Below are 23,851 nucleotides of genomic sequence, written 5' to 3'. Positions count from 1 at the left end.
GTTGCAAATTGTTGGGTACCCAGACATCCGCTCCGCGGCAACATTGTTTTAGCTGGTATGTTATTCAACAAATAACTTTATTTTCCTTCTTATCCAATGATATTTATTCCAAATGATGATTTGGAATGGATTGCAAGTCGGTCCGGAATATCCGCTCACTCCGGATCGTCGACAGTAATCCCGGCTGCCCGGAGCAGGTAAAGTGCATTGCGGGTTGTGGAAACCCCCGGCCGGAGCTTAAAATCGAATAAAATCTCGTGCTCCCGGTACTGCTCCTGAAAATGGCAGTTTTTAATTCTTCCCCCGGTCTCCTCTTCCAAATCGGCCAGCTCCAAATCGTGGGTGGAGACCATTCCAATCGCCCCGGCCCGGCTCAGTTTCTTAATCAAAATCCGCGCTCCGGTATGGCGGTCCTTGGAATTGGTTCCTTTAAAGATCTCATCCAGCAGAAAAAAGACCTTGTGGCCGGCAGCTGCGGCATCGACAATCTGTTTCACCCGCAAAACTTCCGCATAAAAGCTGGAAATATGCCGGCTCAAATTATCGCCGACCCGCATGCAGGTATGCATTTCCATCAAGGAACAGGTCAGTTCGCGGGCACAGACGGGAGAACCGGCATAGGCCAAAATCAGATTGATCCCGGCGGTTCGTAGAAACGTGCTCTTTCCCGACATATTTGATCCGGTGACCAGGAGAACCCCGGAGGGCCGGTTGAGCACCAGATCATTGCAAACCCGGTTTTCCGGAAGCAATGGATGGCCGAGTTCCAGCGCCAGATAAACCGGCTCCCCTTCCAGAATACCGGGTATCGCCCATGCGGGATGATCATACCGGACCACCGCCAGCGAGGCGAGGGCTTCCATCTCGCCGAGCACCTCGAACCAACGGCGCAGACGGCTTCCCGACCGCTCCTTCCAGTCCGCCAGGGCGAAGAAACATTGGTAATCCCAGAGCGTCAGCACATTGAGAAAGAAATAAAAGGCATTGTGCCGATTGGATACGGCATCGGCAATCTTGGCCAACCGCTGAATCTGACGGTATACCGGCCTGCCTTTGGACCGGATCTCGGTCTGCAAGCGCACCAGAAACGAAGACTGAAAACGGCGTGACTCCATCACCTCGAATAGCTTGGCATAGCTTTGAAGTTGCTGATGGTAGGGAGCGATCCGTTCCAGGATGCTCTCCCGCTCGCGGCGGCGATACCGGAGCAACAGATATTGAAGCAGGATGACGGCGCCGGGAAGATAAAAGGAGATCTTCAAAAGATAGGCCGTGATCAGGAAGACAGCCGTCACGATCGGCAATAGCCGCACCGCAGACCATAACCACGGCAGATCGGCCAGTGAATGCCGGTCATTGGCCCAGGCGATCAACGTTTCCGGATCCCGTTTCAGATCGGCCAGATATACCGCTTCGGCCATCAGCCGCTGGCGCCAGCCAAGATGGCCGGCCAGTTCCGTGACGGCCTCTTGCCGCTCGCGAATTACCGCCCCGGACTCGGGAGGATGGGTCAACCAACGCGCCAATTGCCTCCTGCCGTGAAACGTTCCGGCAGTATTCAACCATTGAAACAACGAATCCGGGCCAAAAACATCCAAATCGCCGGCAAATTGGTGGTCTTCCGTCTGAAAATCGGCTCCTTGATCCTGAAAACCGCTCCATTCGCCGTTCAACCGTTTGCAACAATTGGCGTTGATCGTCTCCAAAGCGCCGGCCAGGCGCTGCCGGGTCATGGCCTTGACCTGCCAAACATCCACCGCAATAAAGAGGAATATCCCCAAAACCAGCGCCGCGCCGCCCATGGGAAAACTCTTGACCATAAACGCCAGCCCCAAAAGGAACAGGCCGCCCCAAAAGATGAAAATTTTCCAGCGATACCAGCGGTTGAACGCCGTCTCCGCCTTGGCTGCGCACTTTTGGTAAGCCCGACTTCTCCGTTCATAATTTTTAAAAGACTCCCGCAAAATTGTCACCTCATTGCCGATTTTCGAACCGTTCCAACGTATCAACTTAATTCGTTTCCACTCCCAATTCGGCGCCGCCGATGGAAAACCCTGCCACCCGGTTGTGCTTTATTCCTAGTTTGGGTTATTTCTTGAAATAGCATGATTTTTATGATACATTAAAATTAATCCTAATTAAATTGATAGGTATTCCCTAAAAGAGCTGTGATAAACCCGGCTAGAAAGCCGGCAGGGTCACAGCGATTGCTTGAAAAAGTGATAAAGTCGTTTAAAGCCTTTTCGTAAGAGGATTTCTGATTTGAAAGACTTTATCACACGGCTTCTCAATCATCAGCATTCTCTCAATAAAAGGAGTTAACATGCAAATTTCCACGCGCGGACGTTATGGGTTAAGAGCCATGGTTGACTTAGCGATGCATAATCAGGAAGGTCCTTTGGCCTTGCGGGTCATCGCCGAACGCCAGGAAATCTCCGAATCCTATTTGGAACAGGTTTTTACCAGTCTCCGCAAGGCTGGTCTGGTGCGGGCCTCCCGCGGCGCTCAAGGAGGCTACGAGTTGGTTAAAAAGGCGACGGAAATTACTGTCGGCGACGTATTACGGGCGTTGGAAGGGCCGATCGCGCCGGTTCTGTGTGTTGAATCCGCGCCGTTTTCCAAGCAGTGCGAGCGGGAGAAGAACTGTATAACCCGGCAATTTTGGCAAGAATTCAAGGAGACTATCGATCGCTTCCTCGACGGAACCTCTCTCCAAGACCTGGCCGATCGCGCGGTATCCAACAAGGTCAACGTAATGTATTATATCTGACTCTATCGCGCGCAGCAAAATAAACACGAGGCCGTCCTTGATGCAGGGACGGCCTCGTGTTTCGATAAGGCTTTTCTACAGTTATTCCGACTGAAACAAAGTGGTCGACAAATAGCGTTCTCCCGTATCCGGCAGGAGTACAATAATGGTCTTGCCCCGGTTCTCCGGCCGCTTGGCGATGGCGGTCGCCGCGCAAGCCGCCGCCCCGGAAGAGATTCCCACCAGCAACCCTTCAGTCTTGGCCAGTTGCCGGACAGTATGGAAGGCTTCCTCGTTTTTCACTGGATAGATCTCATCGATAATCGAACGATTCAAGATATCCGGCACAAATCCGGCGCCGATTCCTTGCAGCATATGCGGACCCGGGGTTCCTCCCGACAGAACCGGGGAATTGAAAGGTTCCACTGCGATAACTTGAAGGCCGGGTTTCCGCTCTTTTAGGACTTCCCCGACTCCGGTGACGGTGCCGCCCGTGCCGACGCCCCCTACAAAAATATCGACCTGGCCGTCGCTGTCTCGCCAGATCTCCTCCGCAGTGGTCCGGCGGTGAACCGCGGGGTTCGCCGGGTTCTTGAACTGTTGCGGAATGAAGGAGTCCGGTATTTCCGCGGCTAACTCCTCGGACTTGCGGATCGCGCCTTTCATGCCTTCGGGTCCGGGAGTCAGGACCACCTCCGCACCCAGCGCTTTCAGAAGATTCCGCCGTTCGATGCTCATCGTCTCCGGCATGGTCAGAATTAACCGGTATCCTTTGGCCGCCGCCACCATGGCAAGGCCGATCCCGGTATTGCCGCTGGTCGGCTCGATGATCACCGAGCCTCGTTTTAAAACGCCCCGTTCTTCGGCATCCCGGATCATGGCCGCTCCGATCCGGTCTTTGACACTGCCCGCCGGATTAAAATATTCGAGCTTGGCAACGAGTTTCGCTTCCAATCCGTGCGCGCGGTTATAATTGGCCAATTCCAGCAGCGGCGTATTGCCGATCAGGTCGATCAGGCTGCAGGCAATCTTCGCCATCATAATCCCTCCCTGAAGTATTCGAAGTATTCATTGCTGGAAGATATGTCGCATTGAACACTCCAATGGATTGCGACCTATTTTCCCTAATTCATCAGATGGTTGATCAAAGACTTTTTTCATCTTACTATAGCCATCATAATTTTTCCTACCGGAGTTGTCAATGTCAGCTCACTCAATTGCATTGAGATCGTAGGGAGTCTCCTGATACACATAGTAATTCAGCCAATTGGTGAATAAAAGATTCGCATGGCCCCGCCAGCGCACGATCGGCGGCTGGCTGGGATCATCATTGGGATAATAGTTCCGGGGGATACTGACGGTCATGCCCTTCGCGACGTCCCGGTCGTATTCCCACTTCAAGGTCAAGGGATCATACTCGGCGTGGCCGGTGACAAAGATCCGGCGGCCGTCTTTACTGGCGACAATATAGGTTCCCGCTTGCTCCGATTCGGCCAGGATTTCCAATTCGGGCACCTTCAGGATGTCTTCCCGGCGCACCTCGGTATGGCGGGAGTGGGGCGCCAAAAAACAGTCGTCGAAGCCGCGCAGCAATTTTACATACTGCTTGGTAACGCGGTGGCTGAAGACCCCGAACATTTTGCTGGCCAGCGGATACTTGGGCACTCCGTAGTGGTAAAACAGACCGGCTTGCGCCGCCCAACAGATATGCAGCGTAGAAAAGACGTGGTGCTTGGTCCATTCCATGATTTGGCCCAACTCTTCCCAGTAGGTCACTTCTTCGAAATCCAGCTGCTCGACCGGAGCGCCCGTAATGACCATTCCGTCAAACTTCTGGTCCTGTACTTCCCGAAAGGTTTTATAAAAAGCTTCCAAATGTTCCGGAGCGGTATTTTTGGACTGATGGCTTTCGGGAAACAACAGGGTGATGTCGACCTGCAGCGGCGAATTGCCGAGCAGCCGCAACAACTGCGTCTCCGTGGTGATCTTGGTAGGCATCAGGTTCAGGATCGCGATCCGCAGCGGCCGGATGTCCTGATGAAATGCGCGGTCCTCCGGCATGACGAAGATGTTCTCATTCGTCAGCGTCTCGGTAGCCGGCAAATTGTCCGGGATTTTGATGGGCATGGAAAGACCTCCTTGAAAGTAGTATTCGCAAAAAAACCTCTTCCGAAAGGAAGAGGCTTGGTTGGCTCGTTCCTCTCATCTCCCAGGTTTCCCTGTAGGAATTGGCACCGCGCGACGCTGCCGCCGGTTGCCGAGGGATCATCGGGCCTTTCCCTTCCCCTCTCTGGATAAGAGCGCTTGCTTATGATTATTGATCAAAATTATAAGTATTGCCATATCATTAGTCAAGTTAAATTCGAAACTTCCGCCAAGTTTTTGGGCGGACGCCAGCGGGTTTTCCCATCCGCTGCATGCAAAAATTTTACTTGACACTTCATCCGGCTTATAATATAGTATATACAAAATATTCCTATTAAATTTATAGGAATTGACAAGATTAGAATACCTTATCCAGAGAGGTGGAGGGACTGGCCCGAAGATGCCTCGGCAACCATCGTGATATCCAGACGACATGGTGCCAATTCCAGCGAAACTGAGCAAGTTTCGAAAGATAAGGGGGTTTAAAAAAGCTACCCCCTTTCTTGACAAAGGGGGTTTTTATTTTTGGGAAGAACTAGAAGCCAGCCCTCGTCAGCTCCCTGCCAAACCCCACGATTTGAACGGCCATCGACTCATTACGAAGGAGGAATTATCCATGTCCAACAATTATCACTGGGAAACTCTCGCGGTACACGGCGGCCAAGAGGCCGATCCGACCACCGGAGCGCGGGCGGTGCCGATCTATCAGACCTCATCGTACCAATTCAAAGATACCGAACATGCCGCCAATCTTTTCGGCCTGAAGGAGTTCGGCAATATCTACACCCGGCTGATGAATCCCACCTCCGATGTTTTCGAAAAACGCCTTGCCGCGCTGGACGGCGGCGTCGGCGCCTTGGCGGTGGCCTCGGGCCAGGCCGCGATCTCGCTGGCGATTTTAAACATCGCCCAGACCGGCGATGAGATCGTCTCCGCCGACAATCTTTACGGCGGCACCTATAACCTATTCCATTACACATTGGCGCGGCTTGGAATCACCGTCAAGTTCGTCGATTCCAGCGATCCGCAGAACTTCGAAAAAGCCATCACCGAAAAGACCAAAGCCATTTACGGCGAATCCATCGGCAATCCGAAGCTGGATGTCCTGGATTTCGAAGCGGTGGCGGAGATCGCGCACCGGCATGGCCTGCCGTTTATCGTGGATAATACCTCCACTCCCTACCTGATTCGCCCGATCGAACACGGCGTGGATATCGTGGTTTACTCCGCCACCAAGTTCATCGGCGGCCATGGCACTTCCATCGGCGGCGTCATCGTCGATTCCGGAAAATTCGACTGGACGAACGGCAAATTCCCGCTGATCGCCGAGCCCGACCCGAGCTACCATGGGATCAATTTCGTGGAAGCGCTCAAGCCCATCGGCAACATCGCCTATATTCTGAAGGCCCGCGTCACGCTGCTGCGCGATCTGGGGCCCGCGCCCTCGCCCTTTAATTCTTTCTTATTCTTGCAAGGCCTGGAGACGTTACACCTGCGGATGCCGCGCCACAGCGAAAATGCCTTGAAAGTCGCGACGTTCCTCAAAGAGCACCCCAAAGTCTCCTGGGTCAACTACCCGGGGCTGCCGGACAGCCCGCAATATCAGAAGGCGCAAAAATACTTGCCGCAGGGCGCCGGCGCCCTCATCGGATTCGGCGTGAAAGGCGGCAAGGAGGCGGGCGTGCGTTTCATCAATCATGTCAAGCTCCTCTCGCACCTGGCCAACATCGGCGACGCCAAGTCGCTGGTGATCCATCCGGCTTCAACCACGCACCAGCAGTTGTCCGAAGCGGAACAACTGGCCACGGGAGTGACGCCCGACTTCATCCGGCTGTCGGTCGGAATTGAGCATGGCGCCGACATCATCGCCGATATCGACCAGGCGCTCGCCCAAGCCTGAGCCCGCTGCCGAGCCAAGCCTCGCCCGAGGACCCGGAGCTCTCATCTCCGGGTCTTTTTCATGCCGCAGTTTATGAAGGCTTTTTCAAGCGCCGGGGTTCCGCCCCGGGAACCAGTCGCGGCCCGTCCATAAAACAGGGTCCATCGGGCCAGAATAATCCGGATGATATTTCACTTTGACAGCGGGAGCTTCGCCATATATAATTTTAGTGATTCAAACGAAACTTGCAGGGAAAATGGCAGCACGCCGGGCCCGGAATGGTGGAGGCCATCCGGGACGGCCCGGGCCGCTTGTTTCCCAAGGAGGATAGGATGTCAGAACCTAAGCAACACCGTTTTAGCCGTTTCGAACTCCTGGTCGGAGCGGAAAAATTAGCCAAGCTCAACACCGCGCGGGTCGCCGTGATCGGACTGGGCGGCGTCGGCTCATATACCGTCGAAGCGCTAGCCCGTGCCGGAGTCGGCTGGTTGATCCTGGCCGACTACGACGAGATCTGCCTCACCAACACTAACCGCCAGCTTCATGCGGTTCATGGCAACTACGGCCGTTCCAAGGTGGAAGTCATGGCCGAACGGGTGAAAGCCATCAACCCCGAGGCAGTGGTCGTCACCTGGAAAGAGTTCGTAACCCCGGAAAACATGGAGACTATCCTGCATGGCCGGATCTCTTACGTGGTGGATGCCATCGATACCGTCTCCTCGAAAGTGGCGCTGATTCGCCACTGCCGCGAACAGGGGATTCCGGTGATCTCCGCCATGGGGACCGGGAACAAATTCGATCCGCTGGCCCTAACCATCTGCGACATCAGCCGGACCCACACCTGTCCGTTGGCCAAGGCGGTCCGGAAAGCCCTGCGCGAGCAGGGGATCACCGACGGCGTCAAAGTGGTCTACTCCACGGAACAACCGGTGGAACCCCGCGGCGATGTTCTCACCTGTCACGGCGGCTGCATCTGCCCCCACCGCGACGATCAGGTTTACAACTGCACCAAGCGGCGCCAGATTCCCGGCAGCACCTCCTACCTGCCGCCGATCGCCGGCCTAATGATGGCGGGAGCCGTGATCCAAGATCTGCTGGCGGAATAAACATCCTGCCAACCGGTCCGGCTGAACGAGAATGATTGGATATCGCAAAAACCGCTTTCCCATCTTTGGCAAGCGGTTTTTTCGTGGATTGGCAATGGCCCGGCTTCGCAGCGGCTTTCGATTTCAGATTCGGAGCCTTTCATGATAATTTCCGGAAATCCAATTTTATCCCGCCACATTTTTATCAAATTATCCCGTAAATTTAATTTTAATGATGGATTTTTCGATTTGAAATTTCGCCAATTGAATTTCCCGGCTGGAATTTTCAATTTCTCCTCTTACAAATCCGATCTGCCGGCGTGAATTTGCAATTTTCCATCCTGCAAATTCAATTGGCGCGAGTGAATTTACAATTTGTCCCCATGCAAATTCAATTGGCGAGATCGCTTTTCCCATTTGCAGGCATGCAAATCCGTTGGGCGGTCCCGATTTTCATGAGGATGAACCCGCGCCGCCTCTCTTCGGCCCTCATGTCAAATCGTCCATCGTGCCCTATCCGTTCCGGGATTATTCCCTGTCTTGCGGCGATGGCGCCGCCGGGATAAAGACCGTGAATGTCGATCCCCTGCCGGGTTGGCTCTCCACCGTGACGGTCCCCTGATGGGCGTCGACGATCGCCTTGACGATGGCCAATCCGATGCCGGAGCCGCCCGAGAGACGGTTGCGCGAGGGATCGGCGCGGTAAAAACGCTCGAAGATATTCGGCAGATCCGCGGCGGCGATCCCGATCCCGGTATCGCGGAGTACCATTTGGACGCCCCTCTGCTGTGGGGCGATGACCATTTCCACCCGCCCGCCCGCAGGCGTGAACTTCAGCGCGTTGGCCAGCAGATTCACCAGGACCTGACTGAGCTTGTCGCGATCGGCGAGGACCGGGGCCGGGATCGGGCCGGTCCGCAGCTCCAGCGCCACGGATTTATTCTTGAACTCATGCTCAAAATTCAAAACAATGGCCCGGGCCAGTTCTCCCAGATCAAACCGGGTCCGCTCCAGTTTGAGATCCTCCCCCTCATATTTGGAGAGTTTATGAAGGTCCTGAACCATTCGGCTGAGCCGCAGGATCTCCTCATGGCAACTTTTCAAGCGGGACGGGTCGGCCGCCCAGATCCCGTCGATCATCGCTTCCAAATGGCTCTGGACCGTCGCCAGCGGGGTCCGGAGCTCGTGGGCCACGTCCGCCGAGAGCCGTTTCCGGAGCAGCTCCTGTTTTTGAAGGGAATCGGCCAGGCCATTGATGGCTCCGGTCAACTGATGCAACTCCTTGATGTCGGTGCGGTGCTCGACCCGTTGTTCATAGCGGCCCTCGGCAATCCGCCCGGTGGTCTCGATCACCCGGGAAATGGGCGCGCTGACGCTCCGGGCCATCGCGACCCCGACCACCAGGGCGACCAATAAAGTGCAGACGGTCACTCCCAAGAGGATCCGGTTCAAAGTGTTGATAAAGGCCAGGTCGGTATCGGTATAAAAAAACGGTCCGTAATATCCAATCTCTACCGAACCGACGGTTTGAAATTGATTTTTGGCGGAATAACGGGCCACGGTATAACCGCCGTTCCAGTTGGGGTAACGGCTGGACATATTCCTGGCCATGTGCGACAGCATCTGCTGGCAGAGCCCATTGTTGTGCCGGGTGGCGTCCCAGATTACTTCTCCCCCGGCATCCCTGACCTTTACGATCATTCCCTGCTCCAGGGCGTTGATGCCGATGGCCTGCACGGTGGTTTCCTTCCAGACTCCGGGGGCCTGATACTGGCGGGCGAGCAACGCCACAGTCTGGCGGTTCCGCTCCTCTTGCCGCTCTTTGACATAGTCGCGGAACTGCCGTTCCAAGAGAAAGTTCGCGGCCAGACTGACCAGGCAAACGACGCTGATGGCCACCAGAACATAGGATAAAGACAGTTTCCAGCGCAGGCTAATCACGTCATTCACCGCCAAATCGGTATCCGACCCCGTGAACCGTGATCACATAGCCGGGATTTTTGGGGTCGGATTCGATTTTCTGCCGCAAATTCTTGATGTGGGTATCGATGGTCCGGTCGAAACCGTCGTAATCCTCGCCCAACGCCATGAAGACCAGTTCTTCCCGGGTAAAAGTCTTGCGGGGATACTTCACCAGGGTCAGTAAGATCTTATACTCGTTGGGAGTCAGATTCACTGCCGCTCCGTTCTTGCGCACCACACGCGTCAGGCTATCGATCTCCAGGTCACCGTCGCGGAAAGAAAGCAGATTGGCCAGAGGCAGGCTGTCGGGATCGGTCCGGCGCAGCACCGCCTCGACCCGGGCCACCAGTTGCCTGGGACTGAACGGTTTGGTAACATAGTCATCGGCCCCGATCTGCAGACCGTTCAAAAAGTCGGCCTCGTCCACCTTCGCGGTGAGCATGATAATGGGCACCCGCGAGATCCGCCGTAACCGCCGGCAGACCTCTTCTCCCGGGATATCCGGCAGCATCAGGTCCAGGATGACCAGCGACGGGTGAAACCGGCCGAAGAGATCGAGGGCCTGCTGGCCACCGGCCGCCTCGCCGACCTGATAACCCGAGTTTTCCAGATATGATTTGACAACTTCGACGATCTTGGGTTCATCATCCACTACCAGGATCCGTCTCATCTCGCTTGCCATTCCAAACCCCGCTTTTTGATGGTGGTGTTTCTCGTACGAAGAGGAACCCCCTCTTTAAGGAGGGGGAGTTTATCACGACTTGACGTCGTATCCTTGCTCTTCGATGGCTTCCCGGATCGCTGTCAATTGAACCCGGTCCCCGTCATAATTCACAGTCACTTGCCCCGCCGCCAGATCGACTTCCACGCCGGAGACTCCCGCCAGCGCGCCGACCGCCTGCTTGACGCTCTTCACGCAATGTTGGCAAGACATTCCTTCCACCTTTAAAGTCGTTACTTCCTGAGCCATGTACTCTGCCTCCTTTTGGATTCATTATAAACCAAACCGGCCATTCTGCAAAGCGCTTAAGGCAGTTTCGCCGCCGCCCGGGGATCCGATCTATTTTTCGCCGCCCGGAGCGGGCTTATCCCACAAAATCCCGGCCCCAGCTGCGGTGTTGCCGGTTTTCCCTCCCATTATAAAATGGAAATGTGAAGATCTGATGAAGATCCGCCGGAGAAATTCTTTTTTGATATCCAGTTCCTGCATCCGGCATCCCGTGATACCATCGGCCCAAAAGGCTGTTGGAACGCAATATTATGCCTTCCGTCGCGGTGCTCGCAAAGCCGGAAGCCCGTATTATAACAAGGGGTGAGATGATTGACACGGGCTTTGGTTTTATCCGGCGGTGGCGGCAAGGGCGCCTTCGAAGTCGGAGCGTTGCAACAATTAATCCACCAGCAACAATTGGATTTCGATCTTTTCTGTGGCACCAGCGTCGGGGCGATTAACGCGGCTTTTTTGGCACAAGGCGCCAGCTGGTCGGAACAGGCTGAAGGAATCCAAACCTTAGCCGCCAAATGGTTTACGCTCTCCGGCAGCCGCGACATTTACCGGAGAAACCGTTTTGGCCTGTTGAACCTGTTATTTGGCGGCGCATTGTTCAGCCCGGTCGGGTTGAAGCGGTTGATCCATTCCCTGATTCGACCGGAAAAGTTACGGACCGGAAAAAGGCTGATGATTCCGGCGGTCGCCCTGGAAGACGGGGAGCTATACTATGCGGACAGCGGCAAGGAAGCCGATTGCCTGGAGATGGAGCGTTTCGTCCTGGCCAGCGCCAGCATTCCGGTGTACTTTCCTCCGGTGATCATCCGCGGCAAACATTGGGTGGACGGCGGCACGCGGGATCTGACGCCGCTCAGCGTGGTGGTCAAGGAAGCGCCGCAAGAGATCGTGGTCATCACCACCTATCCCATCAACTCCGACCTGGAACCGATCTTTCCTCCGTTCCGCCAGTTCAACAACACCTTAGCCATCGTGAAAAGAATCCTTGACATCCTCAATGCGGAGATCGGCAGTAACGATCTGCGCGTCGTCAATAAAGTCAACCAAAGGATGTCCATGTTGCCGCGGCCGCAGAATACCCGGATCATTCTGGTCGCCCCAAAGCAACCGCTGCCCACCGGCGGCTTGAGCTTCTCTCCCAAGCTTATCCGGGAGTATTTTCAACACGGCCAGCAAGCGGCGGTGAGTCCCCGGGTCTTTCGCTGAAGCCTCCCCTGACATCGTAGTGTGATTGGTGCCTTTTAGCTGCTAGGTGACAATCCCCATCGCATTAAGAATCGCCTCAATCACTTGTTCAGCGGGCAACTTGACAATCTGTTCCACCATCTTGTCCAGTTGCGTTTTACGCCGCAAAGTTCCAGTCAGCACCACCTGAACTGTCTGCTGTTTATCGACCAATAGGGAATCGACCGTCAATGCTCCGGTTAAGAGAGAAGCGATAACAATCAGGTTGGAAGGATTTACGGACAAGCAACGATTTTTGAAATCTTTTTCCAAATCGTCCGGGGGAACGCCTGGTTTGCCTTTATCCTTGCATGGTTTGGCATTTTTTTCAGCGGTTGAATTATTCATAGCCGGATTCAGTTGGTTCAAGATCTGCTTGAAAAAATCTTCCAAATCATCTCCAGAGAACACAGGCCTCTCCCCTTAAACCTTTATGGTATCACAATCGGTCCCGGCGTGACGGCGGGGGGTTTCCCGATTCCGAGCGCCATTAAAATGAAGAGTGCGGTCATCAAGATTAAAAAAATATCGTGTTGAACGTCTTCCCGTAACGGCAAAGGGCTCACTCTCCCGGCTTACTATCTTACAAAACAGAGCTTCCTCCAAACGATAGAGTCCAAAAACTGCAGTCCAATTTTTTCATCCGTTATAGCGCCGGATGAAAATTCGCTCCGTGTATGATCAAGAAATCGGTTGAACTCCATTCAATAGGGCAAATCTTTGGGTGAACATCTATATCAGCAGTATATTTCGGACCGGAGAGATTGTGTTGCCACCCCCGCCAGATCCGGCGATAGTCCCATTCAAAAGCCAGTCGTTCTCATCCCCATATGGATGATCGAATTTAGGCCACTGATACCCAGCGGCCTATCGCTCCACCTTCAAGTGGCCAATCATTCCGGTAGTCTTTGAGTGAATCTTGATGGACTGGATTAGCTTTCGATCAAGGCCAACCTTGGCTCAAAACTAAAGATTAGTAAGATGAGAATGAGAAAATAGACAAAAGGGTTGGTTTTTGGATCAGGACTCGTAAAGCTGAAGATGAGCAGGATGAGAATTAAAAATAGACTGAACGGGTTGATCCAAAGGTAGCCTTCTCCAGCGGCGGTTCCCGCCGCGACAATTTGCGAAGCCATTCTCGCCAAGGATTCACCGGCTCCACCGATAGTAGTGCTCATCCAGTTCGGAATGGCCGGCGTCCGGAATTGCCGGTCGAGCCGTTCGGTCGGCCCGGCGGTCCAGTCTATTTTCCCGATATGCTTTGACAGCAGCAATTTTACCTGTCCCGGCCCGAGATAAGGCCATTGCTCCAAGATTTGCGCGGCCATCCCGGTCGCCAATGCCGTCGCGACCGACGCTCCGGAGAACGTGCGATAACCCTGCAACGGCCGTAAAGAAGTCACTGCCATCTCCGGCAATATCAGATCGGATTGGATTAAAGGATTGGTGCCGACGCGAATTCCTTTGATACTTCCATTCCAACCCGGGTTATCGTTCCAGGCACAACAGACGATGATCCCCTTTCGCCAGGCCCAATTCAATGCCTGTCGCAACGGCCCCCAGTCGGCATCCGCCGCGGGAGTCGCGCCGCAGGACAGATTGATTAAGCGGATCTGATACAGCGCTTGGTTTCGGATGCACCATTCCACTCCGGCGACCAATGTCGCCATACTCCCGATGCCGCGCCGATTCAAAACTTTCACGCCGACCAGTTTGGCATTGGGCGCCAGACCGGTCCACTTCCCCCGGGAGCTTCGTCCGTTTCCGGCAATGATTCCAGCCATATGGGTGCCGTGCCCATGATCATCATAAGGAGCGGGCCGTTGCTGAACCAGATCCACCCATCCTACAATCGGATTCTCCGGTCCGGATAAGTCGGGATGCGCTGCGATACCGGTATCAAGGATCGCCACGGTAACTCCTTTGCCGGTTAACCCAAATCCCAGGGATGGTATCTCCCGGACCGGCGGACTCATTCCCAAGGATTTGGTCTTCACTTCGGGGTCGTCCCAAATCTTTTTTACCTGCTTCAGTTGGGCCAATTGGGGCAGCGCCGAGCGGGGCACCTCCACCACCCATGACGAAAGCAATCCGATCTCTCGGACGACCCTGCCATGATGCTGGGCAACGATTGCAGCAACCATATTCGGATTGTGATCGGCAATTTCAACAATGATGCGGCATCGTTCATTACTGGTTGCGGTTGCTCTCCGAAGTGCGGGCGACAGCTTTTCCTCCCAGTTATACCCGCTAAACATATTCCCACCTCCAACCTGCCTTCCCCGGCGGTATTTCGTTTGGCATGAGTGCTTTCCAGAAGAGCTTGCTGACCCTCTTGAATCGGTCGCTACATTATATTATTGAAAAAAAAGACGATGTATAGGGTGTTGTAATTTTCCTCCATTCCTCCGGAATAAACTTACCCTCCTGTTAAACCGTTTCGGAGATGCAATTGCCGATATGACAGCTTACCAAAACATCCATGCCGGAATAATATATAACGACTGAATGTTAATTCGGTATGCTTTTCCATGCTCATCGTTCATCGCCCGAAAAAACCTATCCCAGGGATTCCCCCTTTTAGGACGGAATCGAGAGTATGGAGTGGCTTTTATTCAGGCTCAAATAATTGATAGATTCCGAAAGGAGGCTTTGTGTATGGTTAACGAAGATATTAATCGTTACGCAGATAAAATCTATGCCAAGGTAGGGAATATTCCCGGGATTGACCGAACCTTTATCCAAAAATGTTTACTGGGAATATCATCCTTGAACGATCAGGAAGTTGAGAATAAAATCCGGCAGCTCATGATGTTTTTATAAATCAATTGCACCCGAGGGCGGCAATCCCAAAAGATACCGTTTAAATGGCCCGGCCAGCAGGGATTCACGATTTTTTAAAAAATTCAAACTATCCCGGCCATGCGCCCTTCAACTCGGCTGAGCCGGATCAAACACAGACTGGAATCCCAATAATCCACTGAACCGCGCCAAAAAAATTAAGAAAACGAAAAGCAGCCACAATAAGTCAATCACTAAGTTTTCCGGACTAAATATCATCGGAGGCTCCTTTCAGAATAACCAAACCGGTAATTGGCGGTAGTAAATCGGTATTCCATACAGTTCAAAAAGCCCGGGTTTCCCCGGGCTAACTTTTACGTTAATCTTTTAGAATCCTCCGCCGCCATCAAAAAGCAGAATGATGATAAAAAAGAGGATAATCCAGATCCACCAGTTTCCACCGAATAATCCTTCAATTTTTGCATCTGCCATGAAAAACACCTCCATTTTTATTTTTGGCTATGAAAAGTTCAAGGTTCCTATTCAATAGCCGATGGGAAAAGTAAATTTTATTCCTTGAGTCTAGATGGTTCATTTTATGTAATTTATTCTAAAATGCACTATTCCAAAGGAACAAATCAAAAATCCTGAGCCTAGCCTTTTATTACTGTAAGTTGTTGAATATGGACAAGATCGTCTTCAGGAACTCATTTCCTTTCGGAGATGAATCATTCGTTGACGAGGAGCGTTGGGATAACAAACCAAGCAAGGTTTTGAACAAAAATTCTCCGGCCATCTGCTCCAAGGGTTGAGCCGTCTTTGGTTCTCGGGTCCGGGGACGACCGAAAATCTTTTCCAAGTCGAGTGCGCCAAATCCTTGAAGTGCTCTACCCAAGCCTAAGTCGCGCGAACGTTTGATCATCAGCATCTTTACTTGATCTGGCTTGAGTTGCGGCCATTTTTGGAGGATTAAAGCGGCTGCCCCCGCAACCAACGGGGTTGCCATGGAGGATCCGGATAATTCGGTATATCCTCCATCTACCTTAAGTGAGGTAATTTCACTGCCGGGAGCGACGAGATCGGGGAGTTTCTCCTGAGCTAAGACCGTTGCAATGCTATTCGCCTGCAAAGACGAGTTATTCTCTAAGACCAGCGTCTGCTGATCATCGATATTGCCAACACGAATAATTCTGCGATTGAGCGCCGGGGAGTAAACCGTTCCCTGCTTCAGCCCCCCGTTTCCATTGGCGGCGCAAACGACGATGCCCCGTTGCCAGGCTCCGGTCGTTGCTCTGGATAACGGATCCCAACGGCTATCGGCTTGTGGAATGCCGCCCAATGATAAGTTGAGTACCTTGATGTTTAACGTTCGCTGATTTTGAATGCACCATTCAATCCCCGAGATTACATCGGAGGTCCAACCATTGCCATATTCATCAAGCACTTTTATTCCGACCAGCCGCGCTTCCGGAGCAACCCCGCAATATTTTCCCGCGAAAGAACTCCCATTGCCGGCGATGATCCCGGCTACATGAGTACCGTGACCATTGTCATCGTACGGTGAGCGCCGCCCATTCAATAGATCGTTCCAAGCTAGAATTCGATTATACGGCGTGGTCAAATCTTCATGGGGAAAAATGCCTGTATCCAGTACGGCTACGACAATTCCGGCGCCACTGAATCCTAATTGTCGGGTAGATGCTGCTCCGATAGCCGGGATCGTCACATCCAGCATCGCCTGGACAGGAAGATCTTGCCAAACGCGCGATACCTGTGAGAAATGAGCGAATTCTTCTAATGAAGCATACGGTAGATCAATAACCAAAGCCGGCATCAGATTCATCCGATGATGCAATCTTCCCCCGGCGGCCTCTACCCAGCCGAGGAGGCGGTCGGTTTTTGACGAAACAACCTCCGCAATGCAACGGACTACAGAATCCGGGGTCTTGCCTGTCGTGGCTTGCCGTAATTGCGAAGACAGTTTGTCGGACCAACTGAATTGAAGAGGCAATCTTTTCACCTCCTGTCACATTGTCAATAATCATTATATTCCTTTGTTCCTGGTTGTTACTGGAATAAAGGCATGAACTCCAAATGTATTGCCTAAGGCACGAAGCGATTCCAAGAATTGGCTATACAAAGATAAAACCCAGGGCAAATACCCTGGGTTAAAATAGACGGTTTATAGCAGGCTTTATATTGCATTGATAAAAGCGGTTTACCAAACGCCGCCACCCCAGAAAGCGAAACCAACCACTAATAAGACGAGAATCAAGAAGAGCAAGAAGGCAATACCAATGCCCCATCCTCCGCAGCCGTCAAACAAAGCTTTTAAATCGGCCATTCAAATTCACTCCTTTCGAATAACCGAGCCTGAGGCCCGATTGTCCCTTTAAATCGTTGTAATCAACGTCCTTGATTAAGAGCTGATTCCCGTAATTTTGGCAGCCTACCAGCCACCCCAAAAAGCAAAGCCAACGACTAACAATACCAGAATCAAGAAGAGTAAGAAGGCAATACCGATGCCCCATCCTCCAATACCGTCAAACAGAGCTTTAAGATCTGCCATTTCGATTCACTCCTTTCGAGTAACCGAGCTTGATGGCTCTTGGTTATCCCTGTAATACATTATATGAACCGCCTTAGACCGCGGAATTAGGCAAATGAAACAATGTTACCTTTCTTCCGGCGACGATGTCAATTAAAAATACTCAATTATTACAGCATAATGTCGAACTGCCTTCGATACGTACTGCTGTTCGGAATGACTGTCGCCACACGAATATCCTTCCCATTCATTAGAATCCGAATAACACCGGAATCAACATTAACATGGCGTATGGCGCATATTGCCCTAAATTTTCAAGTGAGAATCGCGCCGATTTGCCTGATGATTCTTCAAACAAGCCATTAAGCTGAAGGGCTCCCGCACCTTGCATTGTGGTTTCCAAATTCATGTTACGGGCATTCCGCGCCAATTCCTGTTTTACTTGATTTGGCCGGAAAGATGGATTCTTTTCCAGCACTAATAGAGCTGAGCCTGTAGCAAAGCCAGTGGCCATCGATGTTCCGGTTAGTGCCCGGTAACCCATAGGGACCCGCAACGAGACAATTCCCGTTCCCGGAGCCAGGATATCCGGTTTTGCGATATTGTCAATCGTTGGGCCCCGACTAGACGATTCGCTGAGCTGATCGTCCGCAGGATCGATTGTTCTTTTGTCATCGAAATTGCCGATGGTAAGCACTGTCGGAGTAATTCCGGGAGAATTAATGGTTTGGGCGTCGGGTCCACTATTTCCTGCGGCCACACAAACCACCATTCCACTGTTCCAAGCGGCCGTTACGGCCCGACACAGCGGATCAGACCGGTAAGAATCTTGCGCTGCGGAACCGAGCGACATATTAATGGCTTTGATGTTATATTGGGCTCGATTATCAATGCACCATTCCAACGCGGTAATGATATCGGAAGTATTGCCAGATCCGGAATCATCCAGCGCTTTGACCCCGACCAGACTGGCTTCGGGCGCCACGCCTTTATACCGGCCGTTGGATGCTCTGCCATTTCCAGCGATAATTCCTGCTACATGGGTTCCATGCCCGTTATCGTCATAGGGTTCTGTTTTTCCATTCACCAGATCGTTCCAGCCGATAATCCGATTTTCCGGAGAGGCAAGATCGGGATGAGGGTAAATTCCGGTATCAATGATCGCTGCAGTCATTCCTTTGCCAGTAAAACCGGATTCTTGGGCTTTCATCCCGCCCATTACCGGAACGGCGACATTCAGTAAAGCCTGTACTCTACTATCATACCAGATCCTCTTCACCTGATTGGACACGGTTAAATCCTGGATTGCTTCATAGGACAGTTCAACCACTAATGCGGGGAACACCTTTAATTCTTTATGAACTCGGCCCTGGTTATCTTGAACATAATTTGAAATCCGATCCGCACCCCTACTTTGGCATTCTACGATGACCCGATGGGTTTGGCCGGGATCTTGGGCGAACTCCGGTTTTTTTAGCGTTGTGGAAAGTTTATGCAATAATCGTTGAGGCAAATAGTTCACCTCCAATCGTCTTTAGAAATATATATCGCAATCCTCCTCAAGCATCTCAATATACGATATATATAGCATATTATATTATCAATTTCCCGGGTTGTTTCTGGAAGGAAAGCATGAATTCCCCGTCCGAAGGCATCATGATCCGTTGTCGAAACTCTAATGATTCCAAGGTTTTCTAAAAATAATAGCGCCCGGATCGCTCCGGGCTCCGTGAATCCCTATTATGTTATATCGTACCTTGCAATATTCAAAAAATATGATTTACCAAAAGCCTAAAAAGCCAAATCCTACAACCAACAACACCAGGATTAAAAACAGTAAAAAGGCAAGTCCAAGGCCGCAAAACCAACCCCCATCATAAGCCGGGGAAACAGGGGCTGCCGGCGCTACGGCTACGCTGGTCTTTTTTGCAGCTGGATACGCTCCCATCGTTCAGCACCTCCTGCCATCTTTAGAGATTAATCACGATTAACCCCTTCATTCAATAGCATATTACTCATTACACCAAGTCGGAACCGGCCAATATCTCATGCTTCCAAAAGTAATAAAAAGCCCGGGGCATCCGGACTTTTAGCAATATTGACACTTTAGAACCAACCACCCACACTAAATCCGACGACCAGAAGAATTAAGATTAAGAAAACCAAAAACGCGATACCCCAGCCGCCTCCGAAACCACCACATTCAATATCCGGCATGAAAATTCCCTCCCAAAACGATTCTTTGCTCTGCGATGAAGCCTTTGTTAATACAGTATATGATCACTTTTCATCATGGCGATTGGGCTTATGTTATTTTTGTAACATCTGACATTGGCCTAGCTCTCTATTGCTTGGATCATGAATTCAGTACTTTAACTGTTGTTTTGATATATGAGCACGGGGGACAACCCGGACCATTATATTATTTGAGCACCTTTTCAAACCGGGACTGCCGCTTTTGAGCTTTGAAGCCAAGCGATACATATGATATACAGAAAGCTTAAAAAGATAAAGGATGATATGCTATGGACCCTAAGATCGCCGAGATCACCCGCAAATACATAGGGATTCCTTACCGTAACGCCGGAAGGGATCTTACCGGACTCGATTGCCTGGGACTGGCGTACTTGTTCTATCAAGATTTCGGAATCAAGATTCCCGACGGAGATGGCCGGGAATATTCCTCAAAATGGGTATACGAGGATCCTGAACGATATTTGCGGGGTATTCAAAAAGTCGGCCGGGAAGTATCCTTCCATGAGATTCAACCGCTGGACTTCGTCTATTTCCGTATCGGCCACTATATTTCGCACGGCGGGATCATGGTGGATGAACATCAATTCATCCATGTTTTGCAGAATACGCGAGTTCATTTAACTCCAATGAACTGGATCTGGCGACGCAGGTTGGTCGGAGTACGCCGGTTCGCGTAAATCGAACTTTTCAGTGTGTTCGGATTTCCTCCGAACGGAACATAGGACAATGTTCCAGTTCCACCGTGACTTACGACGAATAGAATAATACCAAGAAAACCAAAGGAGGAACCACTTTGGACACGGAAAAACTTGAACTCTTACAACGTTTTTCAATGCTAATGGGGCCAAAAACGCGGATCGACAGGGAACTTTTAAAAAATTTTTTGGTTGTATTGTCTCTGATAGCAGACCGGGATGTCAGTGACGAATTGATCAAAGTCTTGCAAAGAATCTCTTAGTCACTAGGACCGTTGAGAATGAACTAAAAAAAGGCCCGAAGATCTCGGGCTGTTTTTTATGGAAACTACGATTCAAAATAAACCAGGCTGGTTTTTTTTAATTCTTCGATGCTATACAGCAGCTCGTATTCTTCAATACCGAACGCGCCGACAAAACCAGCCACTGCTTGCTCAATTTCGGAGCGTGTCCGGTGATGCATCATGGCGTAGAGGTTATACGGCCAATCCGGCTGAGGCCGCCGTTGATAGCAATGGCTGACCTCGGGCAATCCGGCCAGTTGTTGGCCCGCCGCTAAAACCAATCCGGCGGATACCTTACATACTAGCATGGCATTGACCGTAAAGCCGGAAACCTGGTGATGCAGGACCGCTCCGATCCGACGCAAGCTCCCTTCTTGCCGCATCGTCCGCAGCCGTGCAATGACTTCCTCCTTGGAACACCCGATCTTCTCGGCAATCGTCGCGTAGGGATCCAGATTCAACGGAATATCCCGCTGAATCTCTCGAATCAGAAGTTCATCCGTGAGGTCAAGGTGCATCGGCGGAACTCCTCTCCAGATCGAAAAAAACATTCAGTTTGAATATTCGCTCCGCGGGAAACTCCATTGGCTCCAATCCGGTCTGGAACCGGATACTACCCAAAATAACCTCTTTTTCCGAAGGATCCCGCGTGGCCAGGGTAAACCAGATGTTGAGCCGGTTCTGGCGGCGGTAGTTGTGGGTCACTCCCGGGAAACTGTTGATAACGGCGGCTACCTCATCCAAACGTTCTTCCGGCACGGCCATTGCCAATAAGGTACTGCTGTATCCGAGCCTGCGAGAGTTAAATAACCCGCCGAAGCGGCGGATGAAACCCTTTTCTTTTAAAGCTGTCAACCGCTGAATGACTTCGTCGGGCGCAATCCCCAACTCCTCCGCCACCTCGTGAAAAGGTTGCTCGGTCAAGGGCAGGCCAGCCTGAACCCTGTTTAACAATTTCCGGTCGATCGCATCCATCTTCAAACCGCACCGCGATAACACCAAGGTTCCTCCGCCAGATAGTTCCGGTCATGGTAATAGTAAGCTCTGGCCCGGCACCCGCCGCAACTGGCTATCTCGGGGCACCGGCCACACCTTCCCTCGTAGGCTTGGAAATCCCGCAGTTGCGCAAAGACCGCGCTCTCCCGCCAGATGATGTCGAAGTTTTCTTCCCGGACATTGCCGACCTTGACGGGAAGATAAGGGCAAATATGGACATCGCCATTGGGGAGGATGCAACAATAGGCGGTCCCGGCGAGGCAACCGCGGCTAAAACGCATCGGCAACCCCATCTCCTTGGCCATCGGTAAAAATTGTGGCGCGCAGGTGGGCTTCAACTCGATCGCCGCCTCATGCTGCTTCGCCAGGACGGTCCGAATCATTTCGAAATACCTTTCCCGCTGCAAGGTTTCGTCCGCCAGATCACGGCCCCGGCCGGTCGGAACCAGGAAGAACGGATGCAAGGCCCGGACTCCCCAACCGGAAACCCGGTCGACGGTCGCAGCAAAGCGATCTAGATTGGCCTCCGTAAGCGTCATGTTGACCTGGACCCGCAATCCCGCCCCCACTGCATTGTGAATTCCTCGAACCGCTCCGTCCCAAGCGCCCGGGCAATTACGGAACCGATCGTGATACTCGGGAGAATCGCTGTCCAGGCTGACGGCAACTCCACTGACTCCCGATTCCCGCAATTGGCGCGCCAGATCCGCCTCCAGCAGCATACCGTTGGTCCCGAGCACCGGACGCAAGCCGATCTGTGAAGCGTAAGCGGTCAACTCCAAGAGATCCTCCCGCAATAGCGGTTCTCCGCCGCTGAAGATGACCAGTTTAAACCCGGCGGATTTGATCTGATCCAGCAACTTCAACCCTTCGGCGGTGGTCAACTCCTGCGGATGGCGGCGGCCCGGTCCCGACTCCCGGTAGCAATGGCGACAGAATAGATTGCATTCCCGGGTCACATTCCATGATATCAGCATCGCTGGACTCCTCTTCTTTCAATCAGGCAGTGCCCGTCTCTTCATCAGTCAGATAACAAGCCGGATCGGACCCCCACAGGTTGCCCGCTGCCAACGCCCGGGCCCGGAAATTGCCGTTGCAGAGGCTAAGCCATTGGCAACGGCCGCAACGGCCTTGCAACAGCGGTCCGCGGTTGCGCAGCTGCGCCAGGACCGGCGTGTCCTCATTCGTCCAAATCCGGCCGAAACTACACTCCCGGACATTGCCCAAATAAAGCTCATGCGTGAATTGGTCCGGATGAACATTGCCCTCCCAATCCACCCCGGCGATGGCGATTCCCGACCGGTTACCCCCGTTGCGTTGCAATAATTCGAAAATCCGCTCCGCGCGGGCCGGATCGTGCTTTCTGGCCCAGTTATAGATGTAAATGCCGTCCGCATGGTTATCGACGGTCAGGATTTCGACCGGTAGACCGCGCCGCCGGAATTCCAGTGTCTTGGCGATGATCAAATCAAGCGCCTGGCGCGTCTGAGCGCCGGTTAGATCGTCCTCCCGCAGGTCGCGGCCACGCCCCGTATAGACCAGGTGATAGAAGCAGACCCGTTGAATCCCTTCGGCCGCGATAAAATCGAAGATCGCGTCCAAATCATGATAATTGGCCCGGTTGAGAGTCAACCGCAAACCCACTTTCTGCCCGATGGCCCGGCAGTTGCGGATTCCGGCGACCGCCCTTTCGAAGGCGCCAGGCACTCCCCGGAAGCCATCGTTATTCCGGCCGATTCCGTCGAGGCTGATCCCCACGTATTGAATTCCTGACTCCTTGATGCGGGCAGCCACGCGTTCCGTGATGAAGGTGCCGTTGGTGGAGAGCACCGTCCGGATCCCTTTTTCCGACGCATAACGGGCCAAATGGAAAAGATCCGCCCGCGCGAGCGGTTCCCCGCCCGAGAATAGCAGGACCGGAACAGCCGACTCTTTCAGCCCGTCGATAAAACTTTCGGCTGCGGCGGTGGATAGCTCATTGGGATGCGGCTCGCCCTCCGCCTCGGCGTAGCAATGCCGGCACCGGAGATTGCAAGCCCGGGTCATATTCCATACCACCACCGGGCCTTTGCCCGCCGCCGTTCCGTGATGCGGCAATTGGGAAGAAGCCGCATACCGCAACGGATCTCCGCTGTGTTGCGCATCGGTCAATAACTTGGTAACACTGATCATCGTTTTTTTCCTTAGGCATTTTTCACCATCGATTACCCCATTATTCAGATTATAAATGAATTCCCCAAA

General features: G+C 52.6%; 24 protein-coding genes and 2 riboswitches. Of the genes, 6 read left to right on the top strand and 18 right to left on the bottom strand.

Annotated features, from left to right (window positions below; translation table 11 throughout):
• Nucleotides 1-155 precede the first annotated feature (155 nt).
• On the bottom strand, nucleotides 156-2,009 hold the full coding sequence (locus EDC14_RS08695; protein WP_132013896.1) for a MutS family DNA mismatch repair protein: 1,854 nt from the start codon (nucleotides 2,007-2,009) through the stop codon (nucleotides 156-158).
• A 314-nt stretch (nucleotides 2,010-2,323) separates the two neighbouring features.
• On the opposite strand from EDC14_RS08695, the gene EDC14_RS08690 reads away from it, so the two are divergent.
• Complete coding sequence (locus EDC14_RS08690; RefSeq protein ID WP_132013895.1) at nucleotides 2,324-2,770, top strand: RrF2 family transcriptional regulator; 447 nt, start codon at nucleotides 2,324-2,326, stop codon at nucleotides 2,768-2,770.
• Between the two features lie 81 nt (nucleotides 2,771-2,851).
• On the opposite strand, the gene cysK is transcribed toward EDC14_RS08690, so the two are convergent.
• Both cysK and metA read right to left on the bottom strand, forming a co-directional pair.
• Nucleotides 2,852-3,787, bottom strand: coding sequence for a cysteine synthase A (gene cysK / locus EDC14_RS08685; protein WP_132013894.1), 936 nt, complete (start codon nucleotides 3,785-3,787; stop codon nucleotides 2,852-2,854).
• Nucleotides 3,788-3,958: 171 nt separating this feature from the next.
• The gene (metA, locus tag EDC14_RS08680) at nucleotides 3,959-4,876 is read right to left on the bottom strand and encodes a homoserine O-acetyltransferase MetA (protein ID WP_132013893.1); all 918 of its coding nucleotides are present in this window, start codon (nucleotides 4,874-4,876) and stop codon (nucleotides 3,959-3,961) included.
• Nucleotides 4,877-4,948: 72 nt separating this feature from the next.
• Nucleotides 4,949-5,050: riboswitch (SAM riboswitch) on the bottom strand.
• A 209-nt stretch (nucleotides 5,051-5,259) separates the two neighbouring features.
• A riboswitch (SAM riboswitch) is annotated at nucleotides 5,260-5,373 on the top strand.
• A 137-nt stretch (nucleotides 5,374-5,510) separates the two neighbouring features.
• Between metA and EDC14_RS08675 the strand changes: the two genes are divergently transcribed.
• Nucleotides 5,511-6,794, top strand: coding sequence for a homocysteine synthase (locus EDC14_RS08675; protein ID WP_132013892.1), 1,284 nt, complete (start codon nucleotides 5,511-5,513; stop codon nucleotides 6,792-6,794).
• A 311-nt stretch (nucleotides 6,795-7,105) separates the two neighbouring features.
• On the top strand, nucleotides 7,106-7,879 hold the full coding sequence (locus tag EDC14_RS08670) for a tRNA threonylcarbamoyladenosine dehydratase (protein WP_132013891.1): 774 nt from the start codon (nucleotides 7,106-7,108) through the stop codon (nucleotides 7,877-7,879).
• Between the two features lie 189 nt (nucleotides 7,880-8,068).
• Here the strand turns inward: EDC14_RS08670 and EDC14_RS08665 are convergent, their stop codons facing one another.
• From EDC14_RS08665 to EDC14_RS26725, 5 genes are all read right to left on the bottom strand, one after another.
• Nucleotides 8,069-8,275: a hypothetical protein gene (locus EDC14_RS08665; protein ID WP_132013890.1), complete on the bottom strand. Its 207-nt coding sequence runs from the start codon at nucleotides 8,273-8,275 to the stop codon at nucleotides 8,069-8,071.
• A 111-nt stretch (nucleotides 8,276-8,386) separates the two neighbouring features.
• The gene (locus tag EDC14_RS08660; RefSeq protein ID WP_243662862.1) at nucleotides 8,387-9,808 is read right to left on the bottom strand and encodes a sensor histidine kinase; all 1,422 of its coding nucleotides are present in this window, start codon (nucleotides 9,806-9,808) and stop codon (nucleotides 8,387-8,389) included.
• The gene (locus EDC14_RS08655) at nucleotides 9,801-10,502 is read right to left on the bottom strand and encodes a response regulator transcription factor (protein WP_132013889.1); all 702 of its coding nucleotides are present in this window, start codon (nucleotides 10,500-10,502) and stop codon (nucleotides 9,801-9,803) included. The genes EDC14_RS08660 and EDC14_RS08655 overlap by 8 nt, the downstream gene beginning before the upstream one ends.
• Nucleotides 10,503-10,574: 72 nt before the next feature.
• Nucleotides 10,575-10,790 carry a copper chaperone CopZ gene (copZ, locus tag EDC14_RS08650; RefSeq protein WP_132013888.1) on the bottom strand — a complete coding sequence of 72 codons (216 nt, stop codon included), beginning with the start codon at nucleotides 10,788-10,790 and terminating at the stop codon, nucleotides 10,575-10,577.
• A 90-nt stretch (nucleotides 10,791-10,880) separates the two neighbouring features.
• Nucleotides 10,881-11,030: a hypothetical protein gene (locus EDC14_RS26725; protein WP_165907897.1), complete on the bottom strand. Its 150-nt coding sequence runs from the start codon at nucleotides 11,028-11,030 to the stop codon at nucleotides 10,881-10,883.
• A 111-nt stretch (nucleotides 11,031-11,141) separates the two neighbouring features.
• Between EDC14_RS26725 and EDC14_RS08645 the strand changes: the two genes are divergently transcribed.
• Complete coding sequence (locus EDC14_RS08645) at nucleotides 11,142-12,032, top strand: patatin-like phospholipase family protein (RefSeq protein WP_132013887.1); 891 nt, start codon at nucleotides 11,142-11,144, stop codon at nucleotides 12,030-12,032.
• A 42-nt stretch (nucleotides 12,033-12,074) separates the two neighbouring features.
• Here the strand turns inward: EDC14_RS08645 and EDC14_RS08640 are convergent, their stop codons facing one another.
• The gene (locus EDC14_RS08640; protein ID WP_132013886.1) at nucleotides 12,075-12,461 is read right to left on the bottom strand and encodes a hypothetical protein; all 387 of its coding nucleotides are present in this window, start codon (nucleotides 12,459-12,461) and stop codon (nucleotides 12,075-12,077) included.
• A gap of 521 nt (nucleotides 12,462-12,982) precedes the next feature.
• A complete protein-coding gene (locus EDC14_RS08635; protein WP_132013885.1) occupies nucleotides 12,983-14,308 on the bottom strand; it encodes a S8 family serine peptidase in 1,326 nt (441 codons plus the stop codon).
• Between the two features lie 400 nt (nucleotides 14,309-14,708).
• Here EDC14_RS08635 and EDC14_RS26720 point away from each other — a divergent pair, with 400 nt between their 5' ends.
• Complete coding sequence (locus EDC14_RS26720; RefSeq protein ID WP_165907896.1) at nucleotides 14,709-14,873, top strand: hypothetical protein; 165 nt, start codon at nucleotides 14,709-14,711, stop codon at nucleotides 14,871-14,873.
• 622 nt (nucleotides 14,874-15,495) lie between these two features.
• Here EDC14_RS26720 and EDC14_RS08630 read toward each other — a convergent pair.
• The 4 genes from EDC14_RS08630 to EDC14_RS26715 all read right to left on the bottom strand — a co-directional run bounded on the left by EDC14_RS08630 (nucleotide 15,496) and on the right by EDC14_RS26715 (nucleotide 19,327).
• On the bottom strand, nucleotides 15,496-16,842 hold the full coding sequence (locus EDC14_RS08630; protein WP_132013884.1) for a S8 family peptidase: 1,347 nt from the start codon (nucleotides 16,840-16,842) through the stop codon (nucleotides 15,496-15,498).
• 207 nt (nucleotides 16,843-17,049) lie between these two features.
• Nucleotides 17,050-17,175: a hypothetical protein gene (locus EDC14_RS27505; RefSeq protein ID WP_279388738.1), complete on the bottom strand. Its 126-nt coding sequence runs from the start codon at nucleotides 17,173-17,175 to the stop codon at nucleotides 17,050-17,052.
• A 454-nt stretch (nucleotides 17,176-17,629) separates the two neighbouring features.
• Complete coding sequence (locus EDC14_RS08625; RefSeq protein WP_132013883.1) at nucleotides 17,630-18,892, bottom strand: S8 family peptidase; 1,263 nt, start codon at nucleotides 18,890-18,892, stop codon at nucleotides 17,630-17,632.
• A gap of 267 nt (nucleotides 18,893-19,159) precedes the next feature.
• On the bottom strand, nucleotides 19,160-19,327 hold the full coding sequence (locus EDC14_RS26715; RefSeq protein ID WP_165907888.1) for a hypothetical protein: 168 nt from the start codon (nucleotides 19,325-19,327) through the stop codon (nucleotides 19,160-19,162).
• Between the two features lie 577 nt (nucleotides 19,328-19,904).
• On the opposite strand from EDC14_RS26715, the gene EDC14_RS08620 reads away from it, so the two are divergent.
• Nucleotides 19,905-20,312 (top strand): C40 family peptidase, encoded by a 408-nt coding sequence (locus EDC14_RS08620; RefSeq protein ID WP_132013882.1) that lies wholly within the window; start codon nucleotides 19,905-19,907, stop codon nucleotides 20,310-20,312.
• Between the two features lie 346 nt (nucleotides 20,313-20,658).
• Here the strand turns inward: EDC14_RS08620 and ahbB are convergent, their stop codons facing one another.
• From ahbB to EDC14_RS08600, 4 genes are read right to left on the bottom strand one after another with little or no spacing between them, the layout of a single operon-like run.
• The gene (ahbB, locus tag EDC14_RS08615) at nucleotides 20,659-21,132 is read right to left on the bottom strand and encodes a siroheme decarboxylase subunit beta (RefSeq protein ID WP_132013881.1); all 474 of its coding nucleotides are present in this window, start codon (nucleotides 21,130-21,132) and stop codon (nucleotides 20,659-20,661) included.
• A complete protein-coding gene (ahbA, locus tag EDC14_RS08610; RefSeq protein ID WP_243662861.1) occupies nucleotides 21,122-21,613 on the bottom strand; it encodes a siroheme decarboxylase subunit alpha in 492 nt (163 codons plus the stop codon). Before ahbA ends, ahbB begins: the two co-directional genes overlap by 11 nt.
• A complete protein-coding gene (locus EDC14_RS08605) occupies nucleotides 21,592-22,587 on the bottom strand; it encodes a radical SAM/SPASM domain-containing protein (RefSeq protein WP_132013880.1) in 996 nt (331 codons plus the stop codon). The genes ahbA and EDC14_RS08605 overlap by 22 nt, the downstream gene beginning before the upstream one ends.
• A gap of 22 nt (nucleotides 22,588-22,609) precedes the next feature.
• Nucleotides 22,610-23,782, bottom strand: a complete 1,173-nt coding sequence (locus tag EDC14_RS08600) for a radical SAM/SPASM domain-containing protein (protein ID WP_132013879.1) — start codon at nucleotides 23,780-23,782, stop codon at nucleotides 22,610-22,612.
• Between the last annotated feature and the right edge of the window lie 69 nt (nucleotides 23,783-23,851).

The sequence above is a fragment of the Hydrogenispora ethanolica genome (assembly GCF_004340685.1).
GTDB classification, from domain to species: domain Bacteria; phylum Bacillota; class UBA4882; order UBA8346; family UBA8346; genus Hydrogenispora; species Hydrogenispora ethanolica.
The sequence above is the reverse complement of the archived record's forward strand: the minus strand, read 5'-3'. Positions and strand labels throughout refer to the sequence as shown.